This is a genomic window from Pseudomonas sp. TE6288, assembly GCF_054062095.1.
The window spans coordinates 41,120-61,787 of sequence record NZ_JBSSEW010000019.1 but is presented as its reverse complement, the minus strand read 5'-3'; the positions used below and the strand labels follow the sequence as shown (position 1 = coordinate 61,787).

The window sequence follows — 20,668 nt, the reverse complement described above, 5'->3', positions numbered from 1 at the left end:
TTGCCGGAAGCTTCAATGGAACGCCCGCGTTTTCGATCCTCTTTCCTTCACCCGCGATTCTGGGGGCTGTGGCTGGGCCTGGGCCTGCTGTGGCTGGTCGCCCAGCTGCCGTACCGGGCTTTGCTGGGGCTGGGGCGCGCCCTGGGCGCGGTGATGTACCGGCTGGCGGGTGAGCGCCGGCGTATCGCCGCGCGCAACCTGGAGCTGTGCTTCCCGGCGCTGTCCGGCGACGAACGGCAGCGCCTGCTCAAGGAAAACTTTGCCTCCACCGGCATCGCCTTCTTCGAGATGGCCATGAGCTGGTGGTGGCCAAAGGCCCGACTGGCGCGCCTGGCCCACATCGAGGGCATCGAGCACCTGCAGGCCGCCCAGCGTGAAGGAGAGGGGGCCATTCTCATGGCCGTGCACTTCACCACCCTGGAGATCGGCGCTGCCTTGCTGGGCCAGGTGCACACCATCGACGGCATGTACCGCGAACATGGCAACCCGGTGTTTGACTTCATCCAGCGCCGCGGCCGCGAGCGCCACAACGCCGACTCGCTGGCGGTGGAGCGCGACGACGTGCGCGGCATGCTCAAGCTGCTGCGCAAGGGGCGGGCGATCTGGTACGCGCCGGATCAGGACTACGGCATCAAGCAAAGCATCTTCGTGCCGCTGTTCGGTATTCCTGCTGCCACCGTCACTGCCACCACCAAGTTCGCCCGGCTGGGCAAGGCGCGGGTGATTCCGTTCACCCAGAAGCGCCTGGAAGATGGCAGCGGCTATCGCCTGGTGGTGCATCCGCCGCTCGCGGACTTCCCCGGCGAAACCGAGGAGGCCGACTGCCTGCGCATCAACCAGTGGGTCGAGGGTGTGCTGCGCGAGTGCCCGGAGCAGTACCTGTGGGCGCATCGGCGCTTCAAATCGCGGCCTGAAGGCGAACCACGGCTGTACGACAAGAAAAAGCGTTAGGGAGCGGGCTTGCCCCGCGACAGGGCCGGTACTGGCAACCACTGACTCCAGGAAGGATGCATGACCTCAACCACCGGCCTGATCCTCTCCGGCGGCGGTGCCCGCGCCGCCTACCAGGTTGGCGTGCTGGCCGGCATTGCCGAACTGCTGCCACCGGGCGCCGCCAATCCTTTTCCGGTGATCGTCGGCACCTCGGCCGGCGCGATCAACGCGGTCAAGCTGGCCAGCGGCGCCACCCGCTTCGCCGAGTCGGTGGAGCAACTGACGGCATTCTGGCAGAACTTTCGCAGCCACCTGGTGCTGCGCAGCGACTGGCCAGGCGTGATCCGCCAGGCCAGCCGCTTCGTTGGCCACAGCCTGCTGGGGCTCGGCGGCCAGGTGCCGGTGGCACTGCTCGACAGCCGCCCATTGCGCCGCTTGTTGCACGAGCATCTGGACCTGGACGGCATCGCTCACTCACTGGCGGCCAATCAGTTGCGCGCCATCGCCGTGACCGCGTTCGGCTACGAGTCCGGCCAGGCGGTGACCTTCTACCAGGGCCGCGACACCATCGAACCCTGGTTGCGCCACCGCCGCATCGGCATGCCCACGCCGCTGACCATCGACCACCTGCTGGCCAGCTCGGCGATTCCTTTGCTGTTCGCGCCGGTGCGCCTGGGCGAGGAGTACTTCGGTGACGGCGCGGTGCGCCAGCCGGCGCCGATCAGCCCGGCGCTGCACCTGGGGGCCAGTCGCGTGCTGGTGGTCGGGGTCAGCGGCAACCCTCAGCGACCCTCGCCGCCCTTGCCGACCCAGCGCGTGTTCAGCGGCCAGCAACCGAGCCTGGCGCAGATCGGCGGACATATGCTCAACAGCACCTTCATCGACAGCCTCGAGGACGATATCGAGTTGCTGCAGCGGCTCAATCACCTCAGCCACCTGCTGCCGGCGCACCTGGACGCCCGGCGCCTGGGGCTGGCGCCGATCGAGGTACTGGTGGTGGCGCCCAGCCAGCCGCTGGACGAGATTGCCGCCCGTCATCGCCGCGAGCTGCCGGCGGCGCTGAGGCTGTTCCTGCGCGGGCCGGGGGCGACCAAGACCAGCGGGGCAGGGGTGCTGAGCTACCTGCTGTTCGAGGCGAGCTATTGCAGCGAACTGATCGAGTTGGGGCGCAATGACGCCTTGGCCAAGAAGCGGGAGCTGTGCCAGTTCCTGGGGATTTGAGGTTTCCTATACCGGCGCTCACAGCTACTGCATTGGCCTCAAGGGATGCATTGTCTCTGTGGGAGCCGGCTTGTCGTGGCGACGAACCGCGGCGAAAGGGCCGCGCAGCGGCCCCTGTTCACTCGGCGATCTGCAACTTGCGCGCCTGGGTATACACGTATCGCAGCTTCTCGTACTCGAACGGCGAGTTGGTCTGCCCGTAACGGAAGTTGGTGGTGTAGCGCTTGTCCACTGCCCGCAGCACGGTGAGTTCCGGGTGGTCGCTGGCGGTGTCGGGCACGTTCAGGTAGTTGATTTCCTTCTCCCCCACATAGTCCACCACCAGCCCGGTGGTGTCGCGCAGGTTCGACGGCCCGAGGATCGGCAGCATCAGGTATGGCCCGTCCGGCACCCCGTAGAAGCCCAGTGTCTGGCCGAAGTCCTCGCTCTGCCGAGGCAGGCCCATCTTGGTCGCCGGGTCCCATAGGCCACCGACACCGATGATGGTGTTGAACATCAGCCGCGCGGTGATTTCCGCTGAACGCTTGGGCTTGAGCTGCAGCACGCTGTTGAACAGATTGGGCACGTCGCCCAGGTTGTTGAAGAAGTTGCTCACCCCGGTGCGCACGAGGCCGGGTGTGACGTAGCGGTAGCCGTCGACCACCGGCAGGAACACCCACTGGTCGAAGCGGTAGTTGAAGTGGTAGATGCGCCGGTTCAGCGACTCCAGAGGGTCGTAGATGTTCAGCGCGGCCAGGGTCGAGCGTTCGAACTCGCGCTGGTCCAGGCCGGGGTTGAACTTGAGCTCGCGCAGTGGATCGACGAAGCCGTCGGCCTCCACGGTGAGGGTTTCGGTCTTGTCGGCCTCCACCACGCTGGCACGCGGCGCGACTTCCTCGGCCAGGGCGCAGCCGCTGGCGAGCAGGGCGGTGACGAGCAGCAGTCTGTTAACCACGGAAGAACTCCAGCATGGCGTCGCTGTTGACGCGGTAGTTGAGGTTGCCGCAATGGCCGCCATGGGGGTAGAGCGTCAGGCGTTCGCCGAACACCCGGCGCAGGAAGCCGATGTCGCCGGGGCCGAGGATCACGTCGTCGGCGTTGTGCATCACGGCAATCTTCGGGTTGTCGCGCAGATAGTCCTCCAGCGCGTACAGGCTCACCTGGTCGACCAGTTGCAGCAGGCTGTTGCCGTCGGTGCGCGCGCGCCACATGGGGATCACCTGCTCGGTCAGGTAGCAGTCGAAGTCGCATTGCAGGGCGCGTTTGAAGAAGGGCTCCAGGCTGCTGCCCTCGGTGATCGGAAACTTCGGCGGAATGATCAGCCCACGACGGTTGATCAGGTCGGAGGTGAAGGCGATGTCGGCGGCCGAGAAGCGGAACGAGGTGCCGATGAGCATGGCCATCTGCTCGTTGGACAGGTGCTGGCGCGACTTCTGGAAGTCGTAGAGCAACGCATCGTTGAGGTCGATGTAGCCCTTGTCCTGGAAGTAGCGGGTGAGCTTTTCCAGCATCAGTTCATAGAAGGTGGTGCTGCGGTCGATGCCCTTGACCCGGGTCTGTACCAGCTTGTCCAGGTTGGTGATCGAGGTGTACAGGTTGACCGGCGGGTTGAGCAGCAGCACACGCTTGAACTTGAAGCTCTGGCGGGTTTCGTCGAGCTTGCTGACGAACGCCGCGTCCAGCGCGCCCAGGCTGTAGCCAGTGAGGTAGTACTCGCTGACCGGCAGGCGCGCTTGCTGGGCGCGCACCGCCTGCATGACCCGGTACAGGTCCTTGGCGTCTTCGCTCGACACCCCCGGGGTGGCGAAGCGCGAGGCGGCGCTCATGAAGTCCCAACTGGTGGGCGAGGACAGCTGCACCACATGGTAGCCGGCTTGGTAGAACAGCTTCTTCAGGTACTCGTTGATGCTGCTGGAGTAGGGCGCGCCGGTGCCGGCGATCAGGAAGATCAGCGGCGCTTCGTGGTCTTGCTTGGCCAGGCGGTAACGCAGTTTCTTCACCGACCAGAAATTATCGGGCAGGGTGAACTCGCGTTCCGGGCGCAGGGTGAGGCTGTAGTCGGCCTGGTCGATGTCATCGTCGCTGGGCAGCGTCGGGCGCTGTTCCGGCGGAGTGGTGGCGATGGTCGCCTCGAACGGGTTGGTCAACGGGTAACCGTAGCTCGCGGCATCAATATCCCGCGCCGAGGCGGCCGCCGCCATGAGCAGGCCACCTAGCAGGGCGGCGAGACGCAAAGATCGAAGCATGAAGTCCCCCAAGGAAAACGCAAGGTCGTGCATTACGCAGGCTAGGACCACGACAGGCTGGACAAAGTTGCCCGTCGCCCTGTCGTTCGTCGCACCAGATGTTGCCGCGCCAGCCAACGTTTGTCTTGTGCAACATAGCTGCGGGGCCATGATTTTGCCTTTCAGCGCCCCTGTGAGGGATCATGCAGCGTTTCCATTACCGCTGTTGGAGAACCGGATGTCTCGTACCTGGCCACTCTTTGTCCTGCTGGTGGGCCTGCTCCTGTGGCTGGCGGCCAGCTATGGCGTGCGTTATGGGTTGATGGAGGATGCCCGTTGGGTCGGGTTGTGCAGTGCGCCAGGGGACATCTGGCAATGCCAGGCGCGATCGTTGCTCGGGCTGGGAATTCATTTCCAGGTCATGGCCTGGGGGGCATTGGGCCTGGCGCTGGTCTGTCAGTTGTTGCCGGGGCGGGGCGGCTGGTGGCTGGCGGTGCTGGCGTTGGCGCTCGGGGTTCCGGCGCTGGTGCTGTATACCGCGAGCATCGCGGTGTTTGCGTTGGTCCTGGCGGGGTTGCGGCTGGTACGGTAAATGCGCAGCCGTTGGGCGGCCCATCGCCGGCAAGCCGGCTCCCACAAGGTCTGATGCGCTTTTCTGTGGGAGTCGGCTTGCCGGCGAATCGAGGAAGAAGTCCTCGCGCTCGGTTTCACGCCGGGCGCAACCTCAGGCTGCGCCACAACGCCCCGACCATCAATACGCTGACCACCGCCCAGCCCCACGCCTGCGGGTTCTGCAGCCCTTCGCGGAACAACTGCGGCGCCACTCCGGCACCCACGATGAAGGCCAGCAGCGCCACCTCCGCCCGCCGCGCCGGTACTGGCCGCAACAGATAGACCACCGCCGGCAGCAGCAATGCCGCGCTGGGGAAACTGCGATAGCGCGGATCGAACACCATCGCCAGCATGCTCACCGCTGCCGCGAACCCTGCCGCCAGCAACCCTGTGCCCGCGTGCTTCTCGAACCAGGCGAACAGCCGCTGACGCCAGCCGTCACGGCGGGCCAGCGCCAGCGCGCCGTGGGCCAGCACCAGCAGGTTCAGGCCGACCAGGGCAAACGTCCACAGCCATTCGCCGGCAAAGCGGGCATTGGTGCGCATCAGCTCACCCCACAGCCCCAGGCAGCCAGCGCCCAGGGCCGCGAGCAACGGCAACAGCAGAGCGGCGCGCTGGTCGGCCGGGCGCCCGGCCAGGGCCAGGGCCGCCAGCATCAGGATCACGCTGGCCAGCAACCATTGTGGCCAGAGTGCCAGGTTGCTTACCGGACCTTCGAGCACGCCCTTGTCCTGACGGTCGGCGTCGTACAGTCCCCAGTAGCCGCCCACGGCGCCTTCGCTGGCGCGCTTCCACGGCTGGTCGAAGGCTTCGATCAGGTTGTAGCGCCAACCGTTGGCTTCAGCCAGGGCAACGAAGCCGCGGATAAAGCGTGCTTCGTTGACCCGGCTCGGCTCGGCGGTTTCGCGCTGGCGGCCCTCGCTGGGCCAGCCGGTCTCGCCGATCAGGATGTCCTTGGGCGCAAAGCGGTTGCCGAACACCTGGCGCACCTCGGCGACATGGGCCAGCGCCGCATCGATGCCGCGAGGGTCGTCTTCCCAGTAGGGCAGCAAGTGGATGGTCAGGAAATCCACCGCCGGTGCAATCTGCGGATGCTGCAGCCAGAACTCCCAGACATCGGCGTAGGTCACTGGCACGCTGACCTGGCTTTTGACCTTGGCGATCAGGCCGGCCAGGCGCTCGCCGGTGACTTCCTTGCGCAGCAGCGCCTCGTTGCCGACGATCACCGCGCTGACCACGTCGGGGTTGGCGTTGGCCGCGGCGATCAGCAGCTCGACTTCCTTGTCGGTGTCCACAGGGTTGGCATTGACCCAGGCGCCGAGCATCACCTTCAGCCCGTGCTTGCGCGCCAGCGCCGGGATCGCCTCGAGACCCGTCATCGAATAGGTGCGGATGCACTGGAAACGTTCGCTGAGCAACGCCAGGTCGGCGTCCATGCGCGCCGGGCGCAGCCGGAACGGCTGGTCGAAGGGAGACTGGTCCTTGTCGAACGGGGTGTACGAGGCGCACTGCAGCTTGTGCGCAGGGCTGGCGGCGTCGGGCAGGTGCACCGGCTTGCCCAGCCCATACCAGAGGGCTGTCAGACATAGGAAGGCGAGCAGGCTGGCGAGCAGGTAGATCGTGCGCAACATCGGGCGGTCCATCGTCGTATTCGGGAACTGGGGCCGCACAGCAGCCCCGAAGGCCAGTGATAGTAGCCCGGCGCCAAGCGTTTGGCATGCAAGGATCGCGCAGACCGCCATGCTCGCATGGCGCTAATGGCACAGTGCTGTCGCTGATCGCTCGCTGAAGGTCGCTGACAGAGCAGGTCGCAGGTGCCGGCAAGTCGATGATGCAATCTCCAAGACCTGACGAGGGATGCTTTGATGGCGACTATTACAAGAATGCGACGTTTCCTGGGCGTGGGCACCGCCCTGGTTTTGGCCATGAGTACTGCGCAGGCGATGGCCAAGGAAGTCAGCATCGGTTACGTGGATGGCTGGTCCGACAGCGTCGCCACCACCAACGTGGCCGCCGAAGTGATCAGGCAGAAACTCGGCTATGACGTGAAGCTGCAGGCCGTGGCCACCGGCATCATGTGGCAGGGCGTGGCCACCGGCAAGCTCGACGCCATGCTCTCGGCCTGGCTGCCGGTGACCCATGGCGAGTACTGGACCAAGAACAAGGACAACGTGGTCGACTACGGCCCCAACTTCAAGGACGCCAAGATCGGCCTGATCGTCCCTGAATACGTCAAGGCCAACAGTATCGAAGATCTCAAGACCGATCAGAGCTTCAAGCAGAAGATCGTCGGTATCGATGCCGGCTCGGGGGTCATGCTCAAGACCGATCAGGCCATCAAGGACTACGGCTTGACCGGTTACAAGCTGACCGCCAGTTCCGGCGCGGCGATGACCGCGGAACTGGGCCGCTCCTACGCCAAGCAACAGTCGATCGCCGTGACCGGCTGGGTGCCGCACTGGATGTTCGCCAAATGGAAGCTGAAGTTCCTCGAGGATCCGAAAGGCGTGTATGGCGCTGCCGAGACCGTCAACAGCATCGGCAGCAAGGAACTGGCGAGCAAGGCCCCGGAAGTGGCCGAGTTCCTCAAGAAGTTCCAGTGGCAGTCCAAGGATGAGATCGGCGAGGTGATGCTGGCGATCCAGGAAGGCGCCAAGCCGGAGGCTGCAGCCAAGGACTGGGTGGCCAAGCATCCGGAGCGGGTCAAGGAGTGGACCGGCAAGTAAGCGCTGGTCGAATCGCGGGGCAAGTCGCATCGGCGAACCGCCGCTCCCACGAACAATGGGAGCGGGCTTGCCCCGCGATGCGTTTGCGGTTGTTGCAAATTTTGCAAAACACCGTTGCATCTAAGACTAAGGTCGTCTGGTTGGCGTCCAGCGGCAGCATAAAGTGGAGTCGGGTTCTCCCTAATCTGTGCTGCTAGGACAAAAACAATGAACGACAGCATTTACCAATCGATACAGAACAGTCCGCGCTTCAAGGAACTGGTCACCAAGCGCGAGCGTTTCGCCTGGATCCTCTCGGCGATCATGCTCGGCCTCTATTGCGCCTTCATCCTCCTCATCGCCTATGGCCCGCACCTGCTCGGCGCCAAGCTCAGCGCCGGCTCGTCGATCACCTGGGGCATCCCCCTGGGGGTCGGCCTGATTCTCTCGGCATTCGTGCTCACCGCGCTCTATGTGCGCCGCGCCAACGGCGAATTCGACGAGTTGAACAAGGCGATCCTCGAGGAGGCCAAGCAATGATCCGACACGCCAAAACCCTGGCCGTCCTGGCCTGCGGTGCCTTCGCACCCGCCGTGTGGGCCGCCGATGCTCTGACCGGCGAGGTGCAGAAACAACCGCTGAACGTTGCTGCCATCGCCATGTTCGTGGCCTTTGTCGCCTTCACCCTGGGTATCACCTACTGGGCCTCCAAGCGCAACAAGTCGGCGGCCGACTACTATGCCGCCGGCGGCAAGATCACCGGTTTCCAGAACGGCCTGGCGATCGCCGGTGACTACATGTCGGCAGCCTCGTTCCTGGGGATTTCCGCGCTGGTGTTCACCTCCGGCTACGATGGCCTGATCTACTCCATCGGTTTCCTGGTTGGCTGGCCGATCATCCTGTTCCTGATTGCCGAACGCCTGCGCAACCTGGGCAAGTACACTTTCGCCGACGTGGCCTCGTATCGCCTCGGGCAGAAGGAAATCCGCACCCTGTCGGCTTCCGGTTCGCTGGTGGTGGTGGCGTTCTACCTGATCGCCCAGATGGTCGGGGCCGGCAAGCTCATCGAGTTGCTGTTCGGCCTGGACTACCATGTGGCGGTGATCCTTGTCGGCATCCTGATGTGCCTGTACGTGCTGTTCGGCGGCATGCTCGCCACCACCTGGGTACAGATCATCAAGGCGGTGCTGCTGCTGTCCGGCGCCAGCTTCATGGCACTGATGGTGATGAAGCATGTCGGCTTCGACTTCAACACCCTGTTCTCCGAGGCGATCAAGGTGCACGCCAAGGGCGAGGCGATCATGAGCCCGGGCGGCCTGGTCAAGGACCCGATCTCGGCGTTCTCGCTGGGCCTGGCGCTGATGTTCGGCACCGCCGGCCTGCCGCACATCCTGATGCGCTTCTTCACCGTCAGCGACGCCAAGGAAGCTCGCAAGTCGGTGCTCTACGCCACCGGTTTCATCGGTTACTTCTACATCCTTACCTTCATCATCGGCTTCGGCGCGATCCTGCTGGTCAGCACCAACCCCGACTTCAAGGACGCTGCCGGCGCCCTGATCGGCGGCAACAACATGGCGGCGGTACACCTGGCCGACGCGGTAGGTGGCAGCGTGTTCCTCGGCTTCATCTCGGCAGTCGCCTTCGCCACCATCCTCGCGGTGGTCGCGGGCCTGACCCTGGCCGGCGCTTCGGCGGTGTCCCATGACCTGTACGCCAGCGTCTGGCGCAAGGGCAAGGCCAACGACAAGGACGAGATCCGCGTGTCGAAGATCACCACCGTCGCCCTGGGCGTGCTGGCGATCGGCCTGGGGATCCTGTTCGAGAAGCAGAACATCGCCTTCATGGTTGGCTTGGCCTTCTCCATCGCCGCCAGCTGCAACTTCCCGGTGCTGCTGCTTTCGATGTACTGGAAGAAACTGACCACCCGCGGCGCCATGATCGGTGGCTGGATGGGCCTGGTCAGTGCGGTGGGCCTGATGATCCTCGGCCCGACCATCTGGGTGCAGATCCTCGGTCATGAGAAAGCCATCTACCCGTACGAGTACCCGGCACTGTTCTCGATGATCATCGCCTTCGCCGGCATCTGGTTCTTCTCGGTCACCGACAAGTCCAAGGCCGCCGAGAATGAACGTGCGCTGTTCTTCCCGCAGTTCGTCCGCTCGCAGACGGGGCTGGGCGCCAGCGGGGCGGTTTCCCACTGATGAGTAGATAGCACTCTGAACGAAGACGCCCCGGCATGCCGGGGCGTCTTCGTTTCCAGGTGTCTGTTGCAGGCTGAAGTCATATCCGCCCGAGCAACAACAGGATCAACAACACCACCAGCACCACGCCGATGATGCCGGAAGGACCGTAGCCCCAACTGCGCGAATGCGGGAAGACCGGTAAGCCACCGATCAGCAGCAGGATCAGGATGATGATGAGGATCGTGGTCATGGTGGAGTCCTTGCGTAATGGAAGGGCTGGGGCGGTCTGCTGGCCGCTTACTGTTTCCGACCAGTGGCTTCGCACAAAAATTCAATCGCCGTGGCGTAATGCTCATCTTCGCTACCCGTGCCATGACAGCGCGATGTCCACCTATTCAGCAGCCTGATGCCGCACCGCCCTCCAGCGAGTTCTGGCTAGACTCCAGCCCATTCCCACTGTTCAAGGCGCTCCACCATGCTCAACCGAATGATGATCACTGGCGCCGGCTCCGGCCTTGGCCGCGAGATTGCCCTGCGCTGGGCCCGCGAGGGCTGGCAGCTGGCCCTGGCAGACGTCAATGAGGCGGGCCTGCGCGAAACCCTGGCTTTGGTGCGCCAGGCCGGAGGCGACGGCTTCACCCAGCGCTGCGATGTGCGCGACTACAGCCAGCTCACAGCCCTGTCCCAGGCCTGCGAGGAAAAGTTCGGCGGCATCGATGTGATCGTCAACAACGCCGGGGTGGCCTCGGGCGGCTTCTTCGCCGAATTGTCCCTGGAAGACTGGGACTGGCAGATCGCGGTCAACCTGATGGGCGTGGTCAAGGGCTGCAAGGCGTTCCTGCCACAGCTCGAACGCAGCCGTGGGCGGATCATCAACATCGCCTCGATGGCAGCGCTGATGCAGGGGCCGGGCATGAGCAACTACAACGTGGCCAAGGCCGGTGTGCTGGCGCTGTCCGAAAGCCTGCTGGTGGAGCTGCGCCAGGTGGAGGTAGCGGTGCATGTGGTGTGCCCGTCGTTCTTCCAGACCAACCTGCTCGACTCGTTCCGTGGGCCGGATCCGGCGATGAAGGCGCAGGTGGGCAAGTTGCTGGAAGGCTCGCCGATCAATGCGGCCGACATCGCCGAGTACATTCATGAGCGGGTGGCTGCCGACGAGTTCCTGATCCTTCCCCATGAAGCCGGGCGTCAGGCCTGGAAACTCAAGTGCCAGGCACCAGAGCGGCTATACGACGAAATGGCGGACATGGCGGTCAAGATGCGGGCAAAGTCACGTAAAGCTAACTAATCAGAGATTTTCTGTAGGCTTTCTTTACCTTCACAAGTAGGAAATGTCTATTTCTGCGGCGAAGGATTGAGTAGGCGAAAGCTGGCGAGGCAGTCTCCGATTTTCCCTTGAGCGAGAGGCAACGGAGATGCTGGTTATCGGACGTGAAGTGGGCGAGGTCATCGTCATTGATGGGGGCATCAGGATTCAGGTGATGTCGGTGGAGAACGGCCAGGTGCGCTTCGGCATCTGCGCACCTCGAGAGGTGGAGGTGCACCGGGTAGAAGTCTACAAACGTATCAAGGCTCTGGAACTGGAGAAGCAGCGAGCCTGATGAGCCGTTACTCCAGCAGTTCCCGTGGTACTTCATGCCGGGCCAGCAACTGGCATTGCTGGCTTTCCAGGTCGAACAGGATGAACGCCTGCCCCTTGGCCAGCGCCTGGCGTACCCGCAGCACTCGGGTTTCCAGCGGCGTGTCGTCGCCATTGTCGGTGCCGTCGCGGGTGACGAAGTCCTCGATCAGGCGGGTGAGGGTTTCGCTTTCGAGTTGGTCGTGGGGGATCAGCATGGGTTTGGGCAGTGGTGATGGGGATGTGCGCATGCTACGTGAAATCCTCTGTCATGCGCAGTCGATTGGCGTAGGAAGCCTGTGCAGGAGCGGCGTAGCGCCGCTCCTGCAGATTGCTCTCAGCCCTTGTTGCCCACCAGGCTGTCCACCGCCGGCACCCGGGTGTCGCTTTCCATCTGCGCATCGTGCTCCAGCTGGTGGCTGAAGCGCTCCAGAGACGCACTGGCCGGCTGCGAGTCGCTGGCGAACACCGGGGGGCTGAGCAGGTAGGCGCCGAGCAGCCGGCTGAGCGCCGCCAGGCTGTCGATATGGGTGCGCTCATAGCCGTGAGTGGCATCGCAGCCGAAGGCCACCAGGGCGGTGCGGATATCATGCCCTGCGGTCACCGCCGAGTGGGCGTCGCTGAAGTAATAGCGGAACAGGTCGCGGCGCACCGGCAGGTCGCGGTCGCCGGCCAGTTTCAGCAGGTGGCGCGACAGGTGATAGTCGTAGGGCCCGGACGAGTCCTGCATCGCCACACTCACCGCGTGCTCGCTGGATGCCTGTCCCGGTGCCACCGGTGCGATGTCGATGCCGACGAATTCGCTGACATCCCAGGGCAGGGCGGCCGCGGCACCCGAGCCGGTCTCCTCGGTGATGGTGAACAGTGGGTGGCAGTCGATCAGCGGCTGCCGGCCACTTTCGACCACGGCCTTGAGCGCCGCCAGCAACGCAGCGACACCGGCCTTGTCGTCCAGGTGGCGTGCGCTGATATGGCCGCTTTCGGTGAACTCCGGCAAGGGGTCGAAGGCGACGAAGTCGCCGATGGCGATGCCCAGTGCTTCGGCGTCGGCGCGGGTGGTGCAGTAGGCGTCCAGGCGCACCTCCACATGCTCCCAGCTGATCGGCATCTGGTCGATGGCGGTGTTGAAGGCGTGCCCGCTGGCCATCAGCGGCAGTACGCTGCCGCGGTACACGCCGGTGTCGGTGAACACGCTGACCCGGCTGCCCTCGGCGAAGCGGCTCGACCAGCAGCCCACCGGCGCCAGGGCCAGGCGGCCATTGTCCTGCAACTGGCGAACGCTGGCGCCGATGGTGTCCAGGTGCGCCGAAACGGCACGGTCAGGCGAGCTCTGGCGGCCCTTGAGGGTGGCGCGGATGGTGCCGCGACGGGTCAGCTCGAAGGGGATGCCCAGTTCATCCAGGCGCTCGGCAACGTAGCGCACGATGGTGTCGGTGAAGCCGGTGGGGCTGGGGATGGCGAGCATTTCCAGCAGGACGCGTTTGAGGTAGTCGAGATCGGGTTCGGGGTGTTTCTCAGGCATCAGGATCACTCCTTCGTTTCGAGGGCCTCATCGCGGGGCAAGCCCGCTCCCACGCAATCACGTGGGAGCGGACTTGCCCCGCGATGGATTTCAGGCCAAAGCCCGGCTATGCGGGAACAACAAGTCGACGAAGCGCTCGGCCGTCGGTTGCGGCTCATGATTGGCCAGCCCGGCGCGCTCATTCGCTTCGATGATCACGTAATCCGGGTGCTCGGCATCGCGGACCATGAGGTCCAGGCCGACCACCGGGATCTCCAGGGCGCGGGCGGCGCGCACGGCGGCGTCGGCCAGCACCGGGTGCAGGCGTTCGGTGACATCCTCCAGGGTGCCGCCGGTATGCAGGTTGGCGGTGCGGCGCACGGCCAGGCGTTGCCCGGCGGGGAGGATGTCGTCGTAACCCAGGCCCGCGTCTTTGAGCGTACGTTCGGTTTCGTCATCCAGCGGAATGCGGCTCTCGCCGCCCGTGGCGGCCTGGCGCCTACGGCTCTGCGCTTCGATCAGTGCCCGGATGCTGTGCTTGCCGTCGCCGACCACCTGCGCCGGGTGACGGATCGCTGCCGCCACCACTTCGAAGCCGATCACCACGATGCGCAGGTCGCAGCCGGCATGGAAGCTCTCCAGCAGCACACGGCTGTCGAAGCGCCTGGCCTGCTCCACGGCATGGCTGACTTCATCGATCGTCGTGAGGTTGACCGCCACCCCTTGGCCCTGCTCGCCATCAACCGGCTTGACCACCACTGCGCCATGTTCGTCGAGAAACGCCAGGTTGTCGTCGGCGTTGCCCGCAAGCTGCTGCGCCGGCACCTGCAGCCCGGCATTGTGCAGGGCGTGGCGGGTCAGGCGCTTGTCCTGGCACAGGGTCATGGTCACGGCGCTGGTCAGGTCGCTCAACGATTCGCGACAGCGGATCCGCCGCCCGCCCAGGCTGAGGGTGAACAGGCCGCTGGCGGCATCGTCGACCTGCACCTCGATGCCGCGCCGCAGCGCTTCGTCGACGATGATCCGCGCATAGGGGTTGAGCGTCGCCTCGGGGCCAGGGCCGAGGAACAGTTGCTGGTTGATGCCGTTCTTGCGTTTGATGGCGAAGGTCGGCAGGTTGCGAAAGCCGAGCTTCTTGTACAGCCGTTTGGCCTGGCGGTTGTCGTGCAACACCGACAGGTCGAGGCAGGCCAGGCCGCGGCTCATGAAGTGCTCTATGAGGTGGCGTACCAGCACTTCGCCGACGCCGGGCCGCGTGCACTGCGGGTCCACCGCCAGGCACCACAGGCTGCAGCCGTGTTCGGGATCGTCGAAGGCCTTGCTGTGGTCCAGGCCCATGACGCTGCCGATCACCGCCTGGCTGTCCTCATCCTCGGCCAGCCAGTACACCGGCCCGCCGAGCTCGCGCGGGGTGAGCAGCTCGGGGTCGACCGGCAGCATGCCACGGGCCTGGTACAACGTGTTGATTGCCTGCCAGTCCGCCGGGCCCTGCGCCCGGCGGATGCGGAAGCCGCGGAACACCCGTTGCGCGGGGCGGTAGTCGGTGAACCACAGGCGCAAGGTGTCGGAGGGGTCGAGGAACAGTTGCTGCGGGGCCTGGGCCAGCACCTGCTGGGGGGCCGCGACGTACAGGGCGATGTCGCGCTCGCCCGCCTGCTCCTGCAGCAGGTCTTCGGCCAGGCTGAGCGGATCGGGGTAGGTATGCCCGATCAGCAGCCGGCCCCAGCCACAGTGCAGTGCCCGTGGCCGGTCGTGAGGCTCGCTGCCATCACCGGCCAGGCGCGCCTGCAGGCGCTCGTAGGATGGCGCCTGGCCGCGCAGCAAGCGCTGGCCGTAGGCGATCTCTTGGGCTTTCATCGGTCAGATTCCTTGTTCGCTGAGCCACAGGTTCAGGGCCGCCAGCTGCCACAGCTTGGAGCCGCGCAGTGGCGTGAGCTGGCCGTGCGGGTTGCTCAGCAGGCGGTCGAGCATGGCCGGGTCGAACAGGCCGCGATCCTGGCTCGGGTCGGTCAGCAGCTCGCGCACCCAGCCCAGGGTTGCGCCTTCCAGGTGCTTGAGGCCGGGTACCGGGAAGTAGCCCTTTTTGCGGTCGATCACCTCGTGGGGGATGACCCGCCGCGCCGCCTGCTTGAGCACTTGCTTGCCGCCATCAGGCAGCTTGAAGCGCGCCGGGATGCGCGCCGACAGCTCCACCAGGCGGTAGTCGAGGAACGGCGTGCGCGCCTCCAGGCCCCAGGCCATGGTCATGTTGTCGACTCGCTTGACCGGGTCGTCCACCAGCATCACCGTGCTGTCCAGGCGCAGCGCCTTGTCCACCGCGTCCGGCGCGCCGGGGCGGGTGAAGTGTTCGCGCACGAAATCGCCGGCCGCGTCGGTATCCAGACGCCAGGGCGCCTGCACGGTGGCGCGGTACTCGGCGTGGCTGCGGTCGAAGAAAGCCTCGCGATAGGCCGCGAAGGCATCCTCGGCGCCATCGACCTGCGGGTACCAGTGGTAGCCGGCGAACAGTTCGTCGGCGCCCTGGCCGCTCTGCACACCCTTGCAATGCTTGGCCACTTCCCGGGACAGCAGGTAGAAGGCGATGCAGTCGTGGCTGACCATCGGTTCGCTCATGGCGCGAAATGCCGCCGGCAGTTGTTCGATGATCTCGTGCTCGGCGATGCGCAACTGGTGGTGACGGGTGCCGTAGTGCCGGGCGATCAGGTCGGAGTACTGGAACTCGTCGCCGCGTTCGCCGCCGGCGTCCTCGAAGCCGATGGAGAAGGTCGACAGGTCGTCTACCCCGGCCTCGCGCAACAGGCCGACCAGCAGGCTGGAATCGACACCGCCGGAGAGCAGCACGCCGACATCCACCGCCGCGCGCTGACGGATGGCCACGGCATCGCGGGTGGCGTCGAGCACGCGGGTGGTCCAACCCTCCAGGTCGAGTTCACGTTCGTCAGGGTTCGGGCCGTAGTGCAGCTGCCACCAGGTCTGGCGCTCGACTTCGCCATGGCGGTCGATGCGCATCCAGGTGCCGGGCTCGAGCTTCTGCACATTGGCCAGCAGGGTGCGCGGCGCGGGTACCACGGCGTGGAAGTTCAGGTAGTGATTGAGCGCCACCGGGTCGATCACCGGGTCGATATCCCCGCCCTTGAGCAGCGCCGGCAAGGTCGACGCGAAGCGCAGGCGCTCGCCATTGCGCGACAGGTACAGGGGCTTGACGCCCAGACGGTCGCGGGCCAGGAACAGGCGCTGGTTGTCGCGCTCCCAGATGGCCAGGGCGAACATGCCGTTGAGCTTGGGCAGCAGTGCCGCGCCCCAGGCGTGATAGCCCTTGAGCAGCACCTCGGTGTCGCCGTCCGACCAGAAGCGGTAGCCCAGGTCTTGCAGTTCCTGGCGCAGCTCGGGGAAGTTGTAGATGGCGCCATTGAAGGCCAAGGCCAGGCCCAGGTCATTGTCGACCATGGGCTGCGCCGAGCCGTCGGACAGGTCCATGATTTTCAGGCGGCGATGGCCGAGGGCGATCGGGCCCTGGCTATGGAAGCCCCAGGCGTCCGGGCCGCGGGGCGCCAGGTGATGGGTGATGCGCTCCACCGCGGCGAGGTCCGCCGGGCGAGAGGCTTGGTCGAGGGGGCTGAAACGTAACTCTCCTGCTAATCCGCACATGTAACGTAGACCCTTTGAGTTTCGGCACTCTTGGCGTTACTGGCTTTCAGCTCGTACCACTTTTGTACCACTTTCCAGCATTTTCAGCTTATCAAGCTCAGCCCAGTCGTTAGGCGAGTTGATCCACTTGGCGTACGTGGAAAGCAAAACCTGCACGCTATGCCCGAGTTGCGCGGCGATGAATGCCGGGTTCATGCCGGCCATCAGGCACATGGTCGCGTACGTGTGGCGCGTGTCGTACATCCTGCGGCGCCTGATACCAAGCTTTCGCAGTGCTGCCAGCCAGTAGCGTTTTTGACTCGTCTCGGAGCGAATGAACATCCCCGAGCGGTCACCCGTCCCACTGGGCGCGAACACATAATCTGAACGAGCCTCGGTGAGCGGTCTGGCTTTTTCGAGCGCATGAAGCGCGCGATCGTTCAATAGAACTTTCCGGGTGCGCTTCGTTTTAGGGCGATCCTGGATCACACCACGGATCTGAATGCGGCACACGTTGGCCGTCTTTCCGCGCCTGTCGATCTCGCTCCAGCGCAGGGCCATCACCTCGCCTGGCCGCATTCCGGTGTAGAAGCATTACTCGAAATAGGCTGCGTAAATTGCCGTCATGCCGTTCGTCGTTTCGTACAGGTGGGTAAAGATCGAATCCGCCTCATCTTTGCGAACCCTATCCATTGGAAACCATGTTGCGCATTAATCTACTGCAAAACTGGTTTTCACTGAGTGACCCGGCCATGGAAGAAGCATTGTACGAGATCACCTCGATGCGCCAGTTTGGTCGACTGACGCTCAGCGCCCCGATCCCCGAGGACACGACGATCATGAATTTCCGACACCTGCAGGAGAAGCACCAGCTGGCGGGAGGTATCCTGGAGACCATCAACGGGTACCTGCGAGACAAAGGCTTATCGCTGCGCCAGGGCACGATCGTCGATGCCACGATCATCCACGCGCCCAGTTCGACCAAGAACAAGGAAGGCCAACGCGACTCGGAAATGCACCAGACGAAGAATGGAAACCAGTACTTCTTCGGCATGAAAGCGCATATCGGAGCCGACGCTGAATCGGGTCTGGTACATCATGTTCATGGCACCGCCGCCAACGTGGCTGACGTGACGGAAGTTGCCCATCTGTTGCACGGTGACAAAGCATGTTGTCTGTGCATGCAGAAAAACCGGAGGCGTCTCAGTTTTTTTGTGTAATGCGCGGCTGAAAAACCCGCTGAACCGACGCTGTCTGCGATCAGGGGCCGGATATCTGGTGACTTTTTCCGAGCATCCCTAGGAAGGCCCTGGATCTTTGTCACCAGAAATACCGTATTTGTAGGGGTAGGCCGGTGTATTCGGGTCCAATTTAAGAATGAATTTCTATTCAGGTGAAGGGCCTGAGAATTGTGCCTGCGATTGAGGGAGTGCTTTCAAGTGCTGTAAAAATGCAAAAATGTTCAGGCGGCGTTGCGTAATTCGATAAATTTTTAATAATCATGCCAGCCATTAAAAATGGCTACTGCATCTCAAGAGCGTGAGATAATCCTATGACTTTCGAGTAAAGCTGCAAGTTCTGCTGCTCAATCAGGTTGCTCAATCGGATAGATCAGCTTAGTCGCGTTGCTTAACGCCCAAGTATTATGTCACGAGCCGTTACGAACTGAGTGCAGACGGATGAAAGCCATTGCGCGAACACCTTAACGCGGTGGTCCTCCGCGCTGCGTCGCAGCATCACGTAACGCGCTGGAGCCTTGACATATTTCCCAAAGGGGTTGACTAGCCGACCACTGATCAAGTCGTCGTAGACCAATGTAGCCCGTCCCATAGCAATCCCTTGGTCGTTAAGCGCTGCGCTGATTGCCAGGCAGGAGAGGTTGAATTGTGGCCCCTCTATGTGGCCGTGATATTCAGGCATGTGTGCATCCAGCCAGGTCTTCCATTCGATAAACTCCGGTGCTCCTGACCAAGGCGTCGCATCGTGTAGCAGCACGGCTTTATCAAGCGCCAGCCCGTTATCATGTTTTAGATTTTTTTCCACATAACGAGGCGTGGCGACGGGTACTAGATATTCGTCCATCAGGAAATCAGTATGCAGATGGCTGTAGCTCTCGGGATCATAGCGGACCGCTAGATCAATTTCTTGTTCGTCCATTAATTGCCGATCCAGCGCCTGAAACTCTGCTTTCAAACGCACCTGTATGCTGGTCTCCAAGCGATTAAACTCCGGCAAACGCGGCATGAGCCATTGCAGCGTGAAGGACGGTAGGCAATTTATTTGCAGCGGTGCATTGGGCGCTGCAAGACGGTTGATCGTCTGCTGCATCTCATTGATCAGACGCGTACTCACTTCGAACAATACGGCACCGTTCGGTGTGAGTGTCAGCGCCCGAGGTTTGCGTATAAACAAAGGGTAACCAAGCCGTTCCTCCAAGTGGCGGATCTGTTGGCTCACCGCACTTTGAGTCAAATTCAGATGGGCTGCAGCCTGAGTAAAGCTCAGGGTTCGGCCGGCGGCCTCAAAGCACCTGAGGCTACCCAACAGGGACGAATCGAGAGTGATAGCCATAAGGTGTCCTAATGCATTTGTTAGAAAAAATCGTTATAGGCAATTGTCGTGGAGCTCTAGTATTCCAAGCATCACGGTGCAGGATCAGACGATGCCTATCTCGAAAATTGAACGCAGTATATTAGAACAGCTTAGATCAAGGCAGCCTATGCTATGGGTCAACCCAACCCTTGGCCGGGCAGGCTCGAGCGACATGCAGGAGGATCAACAGATCGAGGATGCCCGGCTGCGTCTTGCACGCTGTGCCCCCCTGTTGGCCAAGTTATTTCCTGAGCTTGAGCCTTGTAATGGCGTGGTGGAGTCCGAGCTGCAACCTGCCGGGCCTCTTCAGCAAGCGGTGTTCGCAGATGACACAGTTGCAGGGCATTGGTTCATCAAACGAGATGATCAGTTGCCGGTAGCGGGCTCCATCAAGGCCCGCGGTGGGTTTCATGAGGTCTTGGCTTTTGCAGAAAAAGTAGCACTGGAGAATGGCTTGCTGCGTGACTCTGATGATCGGAGCGCGATGGCGAGCCAAAAAGCCCGTGAGCTTTTCTCGCGCTATGCGGTAGCAGTCGGAAGCACCGGAAATCTAGGTTTGAGTATTGGTGTGATGGCTGCGGCATTGGGGTTCGACACTGTTGTGCACATGTCTGCTGATGCGAAGCAGTGGAAGAAAGATCGCCTGCGCAATCGTGGCGTCAGGGTTGTCGAGCATGCTGGTGATTACGCCCAAGCGGTTGCCGCCGGTAGGGCACAGTCAGATCAGTCTCCGCTTAGCCATTTCGTCGACGATGAGCGGTCGCCGTTGTTGTTCTACGGTTATGCCGCTGCTGCTGAACACTTGGCCAAGCAATTAGCCGAGCACGGCCGAAGGGTTGAAGTCCAGAGTCCTCTATTCGTATACATACCCTGTGGCGTAGGTGGTGCACCAGGGGGAATCGCCTATGGTCTCAAGCTAATATTTGGTGATCATGTTCATTGCTTCTTCGCCGAACCTGTGGCTTCCCCATGTGTACTGGTGCAAATGGCGGCGGGTTGCGAAGAACCTGTCTCGGTGTACGACGTCGGGTTGGATAACCAGACGGAGGCTGATGGATTGGCTGTTGGCCTTGCATCGGAGTTCGTTTGTCCGTTGATGGTTGATCGGCTTTCTGGTGTGTATACCGTCGCCGACGACCAGCTCTACCTGAACATGCTGTCACTAAGAGACGCCATGGGCGTAGAGATCGAACCTTCTTCGGCAGCGGCGATCGACGGCCCCGGCTGGCTGGTCAAAAGTGTGGAGGGGCAGGCTTATGTTGAAGCCTTAAGTCTTAATTTACAAAATGCCACTCATGTGATCTGGGCCACTGGCGGCTCTCTCGTTCCTCGTCAGGAGCTTAATCGCTTCATTGAATACGCTCAAAGCATCAGCCGTTGATTACTATTTCATCGGTGGATGCGGGTACGTAATAACGATTGACCAGTGCCCATTCCCTAAACTGCCAAAATGCCAAAAATTACAAGGAGCA

The 20,668-nt window shown here is 62.9% G+C and carries 19 protein-coding genes and 1 pseudogene; 10 read left to right on the top strand and 10 right to left on the bottom strand.

Features of this window, described 5'->3' with window-relative positions:
- Positions 1-15: 15 nt before the first annotated feature.
- Both ACVWY1_RS20170 and ACVWY1_RS20165 read left to right on the top strand, forming a co-directional pair.
- Complete coding sequence (locus tag ACVWY1_RS20170) at positions 16-951, top strand: lipid A biosynthesis lauroyl acyltransferase (RefSeq protein WP_102685446.1); 936 nt, start codon at positions 16-18, stop codon at positions 949-951.
- Between the two features lie 60 nt (positions 952-1,011).
- Positions 1,012-2,154: a patatin-like phospholipase family protein gene (locus ACVWY1_RS20165; protein ID WP_102685447.1), complete on the top strand. Its 1,143-nt coding sequence runs from the start codon at positions 1,012-1,014 to the stop codon at positions 2,152-2,154.
- Positions 2,155-2,272: 118 nt separating this feature from the next.
- On the opposite strand, the gene ACVWY1_RS20160 is transcribed toward ACVWY1_RS20165, so the two are convergent.
- Together ACVWY1_RS20160 and ACVWY1_RS20155 are read right to left on the bottom strand one after the other, a co-directional pair.
- Positions 2,273-3,088: an MlaA family lipoprotein gene (locus ACVWY1_RS20160; protein WP_102685448.1), complete on the bottom strand. Its 816-nt coding sequence runs from the start codon at positions 3,086-3,088 to the stop codon at positions 2,273-2,275.
- On the bottom strand, positions 3,081-4,379 hold the full coding sequence (locus ACVWY1_RS20155) for a serine/threonine protein kinase (protein WP_102685449.1): 1,299 nt from the start codon (positions 4,377-4,379) through the stop codon (positions 3,081-3,083). The genes ACVWY1_RS20160 and ACVWY1_RS20155 overlap by 8 nt, the downstream gene beginning before the upstream one ends.
- Before the next feature lie 217 nt (positions 4,380-4,596).
- On the opposite strand from ACVWY1_RS20155, the gene ACVWY1_RS20150 reads away from it, so the two are divergent.
- Complete coding sequence (locus ACVWY1_RS20150; RefSeq protein WP_102685450.1) at positions 4,597-4,950, top strand: hypothetical protein; 354 nt, start codon at positions 4,597-4,599, stop codon at positions 4,948-4,950.
- A gap of 115 nt (positions 4,951-5,065) precedes the next feature.
- Here the strand turns inward: ACVWY1_RS20150 and ACVWY1_RS20145 are convergent, their stop codons facing one another.
- The gene (locus ACVWY1_RS20145; protein WP_277505357.1) at positions 5,066-6,613 is read right to left on the bottom strand and encodes a glycoside hydrolase family 17 protein; all 1,548 of its coding nucleotides are present in this window, start codon (positions 6,611-6,613) and stop codon (positions 5,066-5,068) included.
- 222 nt (positions 6,614-6,835) lie between these two features.
- On the opposite strand from ACVWY1_RS20145, the gene ACVWY1_RS20140 reads away from it, so the two are divergent.
- From ACVWY1_RS20140 to ACVWY1_RS20130, 3 genes are all read left to right on the top strand, one after another.
- On the top strand, positions 6,836-7,696 hold the full coding sequence (locus tag ACVWY1_RS20140) for a glycine betaine ABC transporter substrate-binding protein (protein ID WP_031314875.1): 861 nt from the start codon (positions 6,836-6,838) through the stop codon (positions 7,694-7,696).
- Between the two features lie 207 nt (positions 7,697-7,903).
- Complete coding sequence (locus ACVWY1_RS20135; protein ID WP_102684287.1) at positions 7,904-8,215, top strand: DUF485 domain-containing protein; 312 nt, start codon at positions 7,904-7,906, stop codon at positions 8,213-8,215.
- Positions 8,212-9,876 carry a cation acetate symporter gene (locus ACVWY1_RS20130; RefSeq protein WP_038706600.1) on the top strand — a complete coding sequence of 555 codons (1,665 nt, stop codon included), beginning with the start codon at positions 8,212-8,214 and terminating at the stop codon, positions 9,874-9,876. Before ACVWY1_RS20135 ends, ACVWY1_RS20130 begins: the two co-directional genes overlap by 4 nt.
- Before the next feature lie 79 nt (positions 9,877-9,955).
- On the opposite strand, the gene ACVWY1_RS20125 is transcribed toward ACVWY1_RS20130, so the two are convergent.
- On the bottom strand, positions 9,956-10,108 hold the full coding sequence (locus ACVWY1_RS20125) for a DUF3309 family protein (protein ID WP_046854586.1): 153 nt from the start codon (positions 10,106-10,108) through the stop codon (positions 9,956-9,958).
- 225 nt (positions 10,109-10,333) lie between these two features.
- On the opposite strand from ACVWY1_RS20125, the gene ACVWY1_RS20120 reads away from it, so the two are divergent.
- Complete coding sequence (locus ACVWY1_RS20120; protein WP_277505351.1) at positions 10,334-11,146, top strand: SDR family oxidoreductase; 813 nt, start codon at positions 10,334-10,336, stop codon at positions 11,144-11,146.
- A gap of 127 nt (positions 11,147-11,273) precedes the next feature.
- Positions 11,274-11,459: a carbon storage regulator gene (locus tag ACVWY1_RS20115; protein WP_102684290.1), complete on the top strand. Its 186-nt coding sequence runs from the start codon at positions 11,274-11,276 to the stop codon at positions 11,457-11,459.
- Positions 11,460-11,466: 7 nt separating this feature from the next.
- On the opposite strand, the gene ACVWY1_RS20110 is transcribed toward ACVWY1_RS20115, so the two are convergent.
- The 5 genes from ACVWY1_RS20110 to ACVWY1_RS20090 form a co-directional block, all read right to left on the bottom strand.
- Positions 11,467-11,694 (bottom strand): YheU family protein, encoded by a 228-nt coding sequence (locus ACVWY1_RS20110; RefSeq protein ID WP_023630058.1) that lies wholly within the window; start codon positions 11,692-11,694, stop codon positions 11,467-11,469.
- Positions 11,695-11,813: 119 nt separating this feature from the next.
- The gene (locus ACVWY1_RS20105) at positions 11,814-12,998 is read right to left on the bottom strand and encodes an osmoprotectant NAGGN system M42 family peptidase (RefSeq protein ID WP_110701073.1); all 1,185 of its coding nucleotides are present in this window, start codon (positions 12,996-12,998) and stop codon (positions 11,814-11,816) included.
- Positions 12,999-13,088: 90 nt separating this feature from the next.
- Complete coding sequence (ngg, locus tag ACVWY1_RS20100; protein WP_277505350.1) at positions 13,089-14,834, bottom strand: N-acetylglutaminylglutamine synthetase; 1,746 nt, start codon at positions 14,832-14,834, stop codon at positions 13,089-13,091.
- A gap of 3 nt (positions 14,835-14,837) precedes the next feature.
- A complete protein-coding gene (locus ACVWY1_RS20095; RefSeq protein WP_457378680.1) occupies positions 14,838-16,625 on the bottom strand; it encodes an N-acetylglutaminylglutamine amidotransferase in 1,788 nt (595 codons plus the stop codon).
- A 36-nt stretch (positions 16,626-16,661) separates the two neighbouring features.
- Positions 16,662-17,183, bottom strand: a complete 522-nt coding sequence (locus ACVWY1_RS20090) for a site-specific integrase (RefSeq protein ID WP_256582707.1) — start codon at positions 17,181-17,183, stop codon at positions 16,662-16,664.
- A 107-nt stretch (positions 17,184-17,290) separates the two neighbouring features.
- Between ACVWY1_RS20090 and ACVWY1_RS20085 the strand changes: the two are divergent.
- A pseudogene (locus ACVWY1_RS20085) lies at positions 17,291-17,770 on the top strand (IS5 family transposase); the annotation flags it as partial.
- 463 nt (positions 17,771-18,233) lie between these two features.
- On the opposite strand, the gene ACVWY1_RS20080 reads toward ACVWY1_RS20085, so the two are convergent.
- Positions 18,234-19,175, bottom strand: coding sequence for a LysR family transcriptional regulator (locus tag ACVWY1_RS20080; RefSeq protein ID WP_457378679.1), 942 nt, complete (start codon positions 19,173-19,175; stop codon positions 18,234-18,236).
- Between the two features lie 91 nt (positions 19,176-19,266).
- Between ACVWY1_RS20080 and ACVWY1_RS20075 the strand changes: the two genes are divergently transcribed.
- The gene (locus ACVWY1_RS20075; RefSeq protein WP_457378678.1) at positions 19,267-20,577 is read left to right on the top strand and encodes a D-serine ammonia-lyase; all 1,311 of its coding nucleotides are present in this window, start codon (positions 19,267-19,269) and stop codon (positions 20,575-20,577) included.
- Positions 20,578-20,668 lie beyond the last annotated feature (91 nt).

What these genes read in the sequence shown, in the direction of transcription:
- ACVWY1_RS20165 (WP_102685447.1), top strand. Translation starts at nt 1,012, where the DNA reads ATGACCTCAACCACCGGCCTGATCCTCTCCGGCGGCGGTGCCCGCGCC.
- ACVWY1_RS20140 (WP_031314875.1), top strand. Translation starts at nt 6,836, where the DNA reads ATGGCGACTATTACAAGAATGCGACGTTTCCTGGGCGTGGGCACCGCC.
- ACVWY1_RS20080 (WP_457378679.1), bottom strand. Translation starts at nt 19,175, where the DNA reads ATGGCTATCACTCTCGATTCGTCCCTGTTGGGTAGCCTCAGGTGCTTT.
- ACVWY1_RS20090 (WP_256582707.1), bottom strand. Translation starts at nt 17,183, where the DNA reads ATGCGGCCAGGCGAGGTGATGGCCCTGCGCTGGAGCGAGATCGACAGG.
- ACVWY1_RS20170 (WP_102685446.1), top strand. Translation starts at nt 16, where the DNA reads ATGGAACGCCCGCGTTTTCGATCCTCTTTCCTTCACCCGCGATTCTGG.
- ACVWY1_RS20150 (WP_102685450.1), top strand. Translation starts at nt 4,597, where the DNA reads ATGTCTCGTACCTGGCCACTCTTTGTCCTGCTGGTGGGCCTGCTCCTG.
- ACVWY1_RS20115 (WP_102684290.1), top strand. Translation starts at nt 11,274, where the DNA reads ATGCTGGTTATCGGACGTGAAGTGGGCGAGGTCATCGTCATTGATGGG.
- ACVWY1_RS20105 (WP_110701073.1), bottom strand. Translation starts at nt 12,998, where the DNA reads ATGCCTGAGAAACACCCCGAACCCGATCTCGACTACCTCAAACGCGTC.
- ngg (WP_277505350.1), bottom strand. Translation starts at nt 14,834, where the DNA reads ATGAAAGCCCAAGAGATCGCCTACGGCCAGCGCTTGCTGCGCGGCCAG.
- ACVWY1_RS20095 (WP_457378680.1), bottom strand. Translation starts at nt 16,625, where the DNA reads ATGTGCGGATTAGCAGGAGAGTTACGTTTCAGCCCCCTCGACCAAGCC.
- ACVWY1_RS20110 (WP_023630058.1), bottom strand. Translation starts at nt 11,694, where the DNA reads ATGCTGATCCCCCACGACCAACTCGAAAGCGAAACCCTCACCCGCCTG.
- ACVWY1_RS20145 (WP_277505357.1), bottom strand. Translation starts at nt 6,613, where the DNA reads ATGGACCGCCCGATGTTGCGCACGATCTACCTGCTCGCCAGCCTGCTC.
- ACVWY1_RS20135 (WP_102684287.1), top strand. Translation starts at nt 7,904, where the DNA reads ATGAACGACAGCATTTACCAATCGATACAGAACAGTCCGCGCTTCAAG.
- ACVWY1_RS20075 (WP_457378678.1), top strand. Translation starts at nt 19,267, where the DNA reads ATGCCTATCTCGAAAATTGAACGCAGTATATTAGAACAGCTTAGATCA.
- ACVWY1_RS20130 (WP_038706600.1), top strand. Translation starts at nt 8,212, where the DNA reads ATGATCCGACACGCCAAAACCCTGGCCGTCCTGGCCTGCGGTGCCTTC.
- ACVWY1_RS20120 (WP_277505351.1), top strand. Translation starts at nt 10,334, where the DNA reads ATGCTCAACCGAATGATGATCACTGGCGCCGGCTCCGGCCTTGGCCGC.
- ACVWY1_RS20155 (WP_102685449.1), bottom strand. Translation starts at nt 4,379, where the DNA reads ATGCTTCGATCTTTGCGTCTCGCCGCCCTGCTAGGTGGCCTGCTCATG.
- ACVWY1_RS20125 (WP_046854586.1), bottom strand. Translation starts at nt 10,108, where the DNA reads ATGACCACGATCCTCATCATCATCCTGATCCTGCTGCTGATCGGTGGC.